Source organism: Mycobacterium sp. 050272 (genome assembly GCF_039023525.1).
Taxonomy (GTDB): Bacteria; Actinomycetota; Actinomycetes; order Mycobacteriales; family Mycobacteriaceae; genus Mycobacterium.
Genome location: NZ_JBCHKV010000004.1, coordinates 434,227 through 441,230, shown reverse-complemented (window position 1 = coordinate 441,230; position 7,004 = coordinate 434,227). Strand labels below are relative to the sequence as shown.

Annotated in this window: 8 protein-coding genes; 5 read left to right on the top strand and 3 right to left on the bottom strand. The window is 65.3% G+C overall.

The annotated features are described in order from the left end of the window. Nucleotides 1-210: 210 nt before the first annotated feature. Both AAHS21_RS12090 and AAHS21_RS12085 read left to right on the top strand, forming a co-directional pair. Entirely contained in the window at nucleotides 211-852 is a 642-nt protein-coding gene (locus AAHS21_RS12090) for a cutinase family protein (protein WP_342927886.1), read from the top strand. A 37-nt stretch (nucleotides 853-889) separates the two neighbouring features. Further along, the gene (locus tag AAHS21_RS12085) at nucleotides 890-2,062 is read left to right on the top strand and encodes a nucleotide disphospho-sugar-binding domain-containing protein (RefSeq protein ID WP_342927885.1); all 1,173 of its coding nucleotides are present in this window, start codon (nucleotides 890-892) and stop codon (nucleotides 2,060-2,062) included. Here AAHS21_RS12085 and AAHS21_RS12080 read toward each other — a convergent pair. Then, on the bottom strand, nucleotides 2,055-2,984 hold the full coding sequence (locus AAHS21_RS12080) for a DMT family transporter (RefSeq protein ID WP_342927884.1): 930 nt from the start codon (nucleotides 2,982-2,984) through the stop codon (nucleotides 2,055-2,057). The two genes, AAHS21_RS12085 and AAHS21_RS12080, sit on opposite strands and share 8 nt — an antisense overlap. Before the next feature lie 115 nt (nucleotides 2,985-3,099). Between AAHS21_RS12080 and AAHS21_RS12075 the strand changes: the two genes are divergently transcribed. Together AAHS21_RS12075 and AAHS21_RS12070 are read left to right on the top strand one after the other, a co-directional pair. Next, complete coding sequence (locus tag AAHS21_RS12075) at nucleotides 3,100-3,648, top strand: thioredoxin family protein (RefSeq protein ID WP_342927883.1); 549 nt, start codon at nucleotides 3,100-3,102, stop codon at nucleotides 3,646-3,648. A 167-nt stretch (nucleotides 3,649-3,815) separates the two neighbouring features. Further along, nucleotides 3,816-4,574: a cutinase family protein gene (locus tag AAHS21_RS12070; protein ID WP_342927882.1), complete on the top strand. Its 759-nt coding sequence runs from the start codon at nucleotides 3,816-3,818 to the stop codon at nucleotides 4,572-4,574. Nucleotides 4,575-4,578: 4 nt separating this feature from the next. Here the strand turns inward: AAHS21_RS12070 and AAHS21_RS12065 are convergent, their stop codons facing one another. After that, nucleotides 4,579-5,391, bottom strand: a complete 813-nt coding sequence (locus AAHS21_RS12065; protein WP_342927881.1) for an MOSC N-terminal beta barrel domain-containing protein — start codon at nucleotides 5,389-5,391, stop codon at nucleotides 4,579-4,581. 78 nt (nucleotides 5,392-5,469) lie between these two features. Beyond that, entirely contained in the window at nucleotides 5,470-5,874 is a 405-nt protein-coding gene (locus AAHS21_RS12060) for a PPOX class F420-dependent oxidoreductase (protein ID WP_342927880.1), read from the bottom strand. Between the two features lie 86 nt (nucleotides 5,875-5,960). On the opposite strand from AAHS21_RS12060, the gene AAHS21_RS12055 reads away from it, so the two are divergent. Further along, on the top strand, nucleotides 5,961-7,004 hold the full coding sequence (locus AAHS21_RS12055; protein ID WP_342927879.1) for a class I SAM-dependent methyltransferase: 1,044 nt from the start codon (nucleotides 5,961-5,963) through the stop codon (nucleotides 7,002-7,004).

Below are 7,004 nucleotides of genomic sequence, written 5' to 3'. Positions count from 1 at the left end.
CGACGCGCCGTGGGCTTCCCCGGCAACTGTTCCTTCGGCATACCTGCATCCTCGTTTCCAAGGTCAGGAGCCTCCGGGATTTCCAGGGCGTTTCAGTTGCTTCCCAGCGGCAAGTACCTCATTTTTTATAGGTGGCCCCGCAACTCGTCCGCATCCGGGTAAAGCGAGCCGCCGGTACGGCCGTCTCGGTCGGTATGTCAGCATTTGAGAATGAGTGCACTCAGGCTTGTTCGGATTGTCGGCGTCGCTGCAGCGATGATGTGGGCGTTGGTTGGTTCGCCGATTTCACCTATCGCGGCGGCCGATCCCTGCTCTGACGTCGAGGTGGTGTTCGCTCGAGGCACTCACCAGGAGCCCGGCCTCGGGAACATCGGTCAAGCATTCACCGACTCCCTGACGTCGCAGCTCGGCGGGAAGTCCGTCGGGGTCTACGCGGTCAACTACCCGGCCAACGACGACTACCACGCCAGTGCTCCGGCCGGCGCCGATGACGCAAGCGGGCACATCCAGGGCACCGTCGCCAGCTGCCCCAAGACGAAGATCGTGCTCGGTGGATACTCGCAGGGTTCGACGGTGATCGACCTCGCCACTCAGGCGATGCCGCCCACGGTCGCCGACCATGTCGCCGCGGTCGCCTTGTTCGGCGAACCGACCAGCCAGTTCTCCAGCGCGCTGTGGGGCGGTCAACCGCTGCCCACGATCAATCCGATCTACAGCGGAAAAACCATCAGCCTGTGCGCGCAAGACGACCCGATCTGCTCGGCGGGCGGCAACATCATGGCGCACGTTTCGTATATCCAGTTGGGGATGACCAATCAGGCCGCGACCTTCGCCGCCAACAAGATCCGTTAACCGGCCGTCGCGCAGCGCCGCGAGTGAGGTTTCGCCGATGAAATGCGTGCTGGCCGGCTATGGGAGTCGTGGCGATGTCGAGCCTCTGGCTGCCGTCGGCCGGGAGCTGATGCGACGTGGTCACGAGGTGCAGATGGCCGTCGCGCCCAACATGGTGTCCTTCGTCGAATCCGCGGGGCTGCGGGCGGTCGCGTACGGCCGGGACACGCGCGAACAGATGGACTTCGCCGCGGCGTTCGTCGGCAAGATATCGAATCCGGTCACGATGTGGGCCGACATTGCCCAGCATGTCAACGAGATCAAGGCCGAAAAGAGTACGGCGCTGACCTCGTTGGCCGAAGGGGCAGACCTGCTGGTCGCGGCCTTCAACGAGCAGGGCCTAGCCGCCAATATCGCTGAGTACTACGGCATTCCGCTCGGCGTGCTGCACTACTTCCCGGCGCGAATTCTGGCCGGTGGCACGTTCGGTCCGCAGATCACCAAGGACACCGACGACGCCCAGCGTGCCGCGCTCGGCTTGTCGGACGTCGCCGGAGATTTGGCTCAACCGACCATCGAAATTCAGGCCTACGACGAGGTCTACTTGCCGGGAACGGCTGCCGAATGGCTGGACTCGGATGTGTCGGCGCTGTTCGTCGGCGCGCTGACGCTGGGACTGCCCGCCGATTCCGACGACGAGGTGCTCTCCTGGATCGCCGATGGCACGCCGCCGATCTACTTCGGTTTCGGCAGTACGCCGCTTGCATCGCCCATGGAGACCGTCGCTGTGATCAGCGAGGCCTGCGCACGGGTCGGCGAGCGGGCGCTGGTTTGCACCGGCCCGAACGACGTCGCCGGCCTCCCGAACGTCGAGCACGTGAAGGTCGTGCCCGCGGTGAACCATGCCGTCGTTTTTCCGCGGTGCCGCGCCGTCGTCCACCATGGCGGCGCCGGGGCAACGGCCGCCGGCCTGCGGGCCGGACTTCCCACGCTGATCCTATGGTTCTGGCTCGATCAGCCTGTCTGGGCGGAAGGAGTCACGCAGTTGAAAGTTGGCTCTGGACGGGCGTTTATGGAGAGCACCCTGGACTCGGTGGTGGCCGACCTGCAGGGCATCCTCACGCCGGAACGCGCGGCACGGGCCCGCGAGGTGTCCGAGTTGATCAGCACGGCTGACGAAAGCCTTGCGCGCGCAGTCGATCTCCTGGAAGGAGCCGCACGGCCTACGTGATGATCACATCGTCTTCGTTAGCACGCGGTGTGCCAACATCTTCGGCGGCCGGATGGCTCACACCGGGTGCCTGGTCGCGTGCCAGCGCGACGGTAGATGCCACCATCGCGGCGACGGCGACGAGCAGGCCGATCGCTGCTGAGCCCCGCACCGCAAGGTGTTCGCCGAGCACGATGACTCCAAGCATCACCGCGACAACAGGCTCCCCCACCAACATCAGCGGCACCGAGGCCTGTAACGCGCCGGCGTGAAAGGCCGAGCTCTGCACCATGGTGACCGCCACTGCCAGCACGACCAGCAGGTACGGCGCCGGCACGGTCAGAAGTCCGTGCCATCCGCCGATGGCATAGCGGTGCGTGCAGATCTTCGTCAACACGGCCACCATGCCCAGCAGAACCGCCACCGTGACCGCCAGCAGCATCGCGCGGGTCCGGCCGTGGGTGCGCCGGGCCGCGAGGAGACACACGATGACCAGCGGCGCGGTGAGCATCACCGCCATCGTCCACGACGGTATCGGCGAACGGTGATGGCCCTCGCGGGGTTGACCGACGAGCACGAACGCCGCCAGCGCCACGGTCAACACGATCGCCCAAGCCCACTCGGCCCCGGTGATGCGCTGATGGCAAAGCCTCGCGCTGAGCGGCAGGGCAAACAGCAGCGACGACACCAACAGCGGCTGCACCAGCAGCAGAGATCCGTTAGCAAGGGCCAGGGCCTGAAACACGTAGCCGGCGATGGCGGCGAGAATCCCGGCCCACCACAGCGGCTGACGAACCACGCTCGTCACCGTCGGTCGGGACCGCTCCCCGTCAGCCGGCACGCTTTGGGCGACTCGTTGTCGAACGACGATGCCGACGGCTGCCCAAAACGCGGCGAGTAAACCGGAGAAGATCGCGACGGCGTGCGAAATCACCCACCCCATGTTTCGGACTGGTACCCCGGATTGCAACGCCGCTAACTCTGGCCACACGAGATGCAGCCTTGCGCACCCGCGATCGGTCGCGGTCGCCGGGTCGCCACGGACTAGTCTGGCGGGCATGGCAATCGAGTCGACAATGCTCGCCCTCGGCACGCCCGCGCCGCCGTTCACGTTGCCCGACCCGGCAACAGGCGCCCTGGTCAGCCTCGATGAGCTCACCGGTCCGGCGCTGGTCGTCACCTTTATCTGCAACCACTGCCCCTACGTCAAGCATGTCGCGGCGGGGCTGGCCGCCCTGGGCAGAGACCTCGCCGAGCAAGGCGTCGCGATGGTGGGAATTTCCAGCAACGACGTCGCCACCTACCCGCAGGACGGGCCCGACGAGATGGTGACCGAGGCTCGCCGCCACGGCTGGACGTTTCCGTACCTGTACGACGAGACGCAAGACGTTGCCCGCGCTTTCTCCGCGGCGTGCACGCCGGACACGTTCGTGTTCGACGGCGAGCGCCGACTCGTCTACCGCGGCCAGCTCGACGACTCCCGCCCCAAAAACGACGTGCCGGTAACGGGCGCCGACGTCCGGGCAGCCGTCGACGCTGTGCTGGCCGGACGTCCGGTCAACGCGGATCAGCGGCCGTCGATAGGCTGCGGCATCAAATGGCGTTGAGCCGACTTCACGCCGACGGCCGGCCGGTGCCAGCTACTTACGTCGGCGGGGCGTGAATTCGACTGCGGCTGTGCGCTGTTCGCACGGCGAACACGCCACCGCAGTTCCGATCGGTGGGGTTTGCTGCGAACGCGTGTGGAATATCACTCGTTTGGTGATCGGCACAGATGGGCATTTATGTGGACATGATTGCCGGTTACGTCATTCGCTTGATGGGTGCTGCGGCCGCAGCAACTGCGAGTCTTGGTGCCTCTGTCCTGTTTTCGCCCGTCCCCTCGTCCGCCGAGCCATGCCCCGACGTCCAGGTGGTGTACGCCCGCGGCACCGGCGAGCCGGAGGGGGTCGGCGCGACCGGGCAGGCCTTCATCGACAACCTGCGCGGACGCGAGGGTGGAAAGTCGGTCGACGTCTACGCGGTCAATTACCCCGCCAGTAATGAGTGGGACACCGGCCTCGACGGCATCCGGGACGCGGGCGCGCACGTCGTGTCGATGGCGGCCAGCTGCCCCAAGACCAAGATGGTGCTCAGTGGCTTCTCCCAGGGCGCGGCGGTGATGGGTTTCGTGACGTCGGACGCGGTGCCCGCCGGTGTCGACCCGGCAACCGTGCCCAAGCCACTTTCACCCGAGATCGCCGACCACGTCGCCGCGGTGGTGCTTTTCGGCATGCCTAACGTGCGGGCGATGAACTTCCTGGGTGAGCCGCCTGTCGTCATCGGACCGACCTACCAAGCCAAGACGATCAAGGTGTGTGCGAACGAGGACCCGGTGTGCTCGGACGGCATGAACTTCGCCGCTCACAACACCTACGCCGACGACGGCACCATGATCGACAAGGGCGCGTCCTTTGCCGCCAGCCGGATCGACGCGGGCCCCGCCGGGCCGGCCACGGTGGTGCGCACACCCCCCAATAGCTTCGGCAACTAGACGCCTAGGGGTCGAGGGTGACCTGCTCGCCCACCCGGATGGTGCCTGCAGTTGTGGCTTTGAAGTAGATCCCCGCGCATGCGGCCACGCCGCAACTGCCTGCTTGCAAACGGTTCTCGGCGGCGGGCGTCCGTAGTGCCTGTGGCGCTTTCGGCAGTCGACCGTGCTCGAGTGTCGGGACCACACACCGCGGGGTGAGTTCCAGGCCGCGCAGCCGCACCGATCCGATGGCCAATTCACGTTCGACCCAATCATTTTCGACATATGGCGGCCAGTCGGCCGGTGTCGCGATCACCAGATTCGGCCGGTAACGCAAGGCCTCGACCCCGATGTGGTCCAACGTAGCGGTAGTGATCGCGTGCAGCGGAGCATCGTCAGTGAACGAATCCCCAGGCGTGCCCAACCCGATCTCCAAGATGCGGCCGGCGACATCGGCGTCCAACCCGAGCTCGAGCAGCTTCTCGGGGTCCGGGCGCTCGACCGTCGCGCCGTTCGGGCGCTTACCTACCAGTCGGACCGAGCGCCCCAACAACTTCGATAGCACCTCGTTGGCGTCCGGATCATCGGCGGCGACTGTTGTACCGTCGGGCAGCCCGATGCGGACGTGGCCGACATCCCCGATGGCAGTGCACTTCAACAGCTCGCGCCATAGCCGCGCCTGTTTGGCGCTGGCCACATGCCCCGTCGTGGTGTCCACGAGTGCGAGCCGGCGGTCTCCCTGGGCGCCGCGTTCGTCGACGAACAAGCTCTCGACGTCCTCCCCAAGCATTGATTTCACCGGATAGCGGCGCAAACTCTCGACCTGCATAGCGACCATCTTCCATCAGTTCGACGCGGCTCATTGCCGCGGTTCAGGCGACAAAGCCGCGAACGATCCCGGCAAATAGCACCGACATCACTCGCCGGGCGTCAGCGCGATCCGCAGGACAAACCGCGGCTTTCGGCCGCGGGCGAGGATGGCCTCGATGAAGGTCACCACGCGAAATTCCAAGCCGTACTTGCGTTTGACGAGCGATTCGACGCGGGTGACCTCCGCCGGATCGGTGATCACCTCGGCGGTCCCGGCGAAGACGGGCTGACCGGGGGCGACCTTGCCGGTTCGACCGCACACCGCAAGCGTGACCCGGGGATCGCGCCGAACCCGCTTGACCTTCCACGAGTCTGCCGGTGTCCACACCGAGAGCCGCGCGCCGTCACCGACGACCCACATCGGCGACGCGACCGCATCGCCGTTGCGCTTGAACGTCGTCAAAGACACGAACTTCTTGGCACCCAACTGGGCGGTCACATCGTCGCTCATCATCTCCCCTTCTCGGCCGCGATCGGCTCGCCGGCTATCCCGCGCCCCATTGTGCAGCCAGCAACTCGGTCGTGTACAAGAGTCTGATGGAGGATCGCGACCGCAGATCTTTCGACCCGGCGACGCTGCGCGACGCAATGGCCCGTCGGTTACACCGACGAATGATGTCGGAAGGGCGGCTTCATGTACCGGCCGTTCCCGGCATGCTCGACGAGTACGTCAGAATGTGCACGACCGTCTTCGCCGGATTGGGCATACCGTACACAGACGAAGAGACCGTTCAGCTCAGAGCGGTGTTGGAAGGCGAGTTGGCGAAAGCCTTTAAGGCTTCGTCTCGTTCGAACATCGTCATAGAGTTCAATTCACCGTTCGGTACGACACTGAACTACCGCGTCAAACCTCAGTGGGCAACGATCGGGGCCGATTACGACAATTGGGTCGACACTCGCGAGGGGTCGCTGTTCGGCACCGAACCCGATGCCCGTGTCTGGTCGCTCGCCATGGAAGCCGACGATCCCAGCACCTATCGGATACTCGACGTTGGCGCGGGCACCGGGCGAAATGCCCTCGCCCTGGCCAAGCGCGGTCACCCGGTCGACGCGGTAGAGCTGGCCGGGAAGTTCGCCGACATCATTCGTACAGAAGCCAAACGAATTTCGGTTGATATCAACGTCATCCAAAGCGATGTCTTCGTGGCGATGGAGGGCGTCAGCGGTGACTTTCAGCTGGTCGTGTTCTCCGAAGTGGTGCCGGACTTCCGGACGCCACAGGAACTGGGCGGCATGTTCGAACTGGCCGCGCAGTGTCTGGCCGCCGGTGGATTCTTGGTGTTCAACGCGTTCCTGCCGCGCGAGGGCTACACGCCCGACGACGCCGCCCGACAACTCGGGCAGCAATGCCACACCATGATCTTCACCCGCGACGAAGTCAGCAAAGCCGCGGCCGGTTTGTCGCTTGAACTCGTTTCCGACGAGTCGGCGTACGAGTACGAGAAAGCCCATCTACCGGAAGGCGCCTGGCCGCCCACGGCCTGGTTCGACGGATGGGCCAGTGGCCAAGACATTTTCGATGTCGAGCGGGAGGATTCCCCCATCGAGTTGCGCTGGCTTGTATACCGGAAAGCGGGTTGA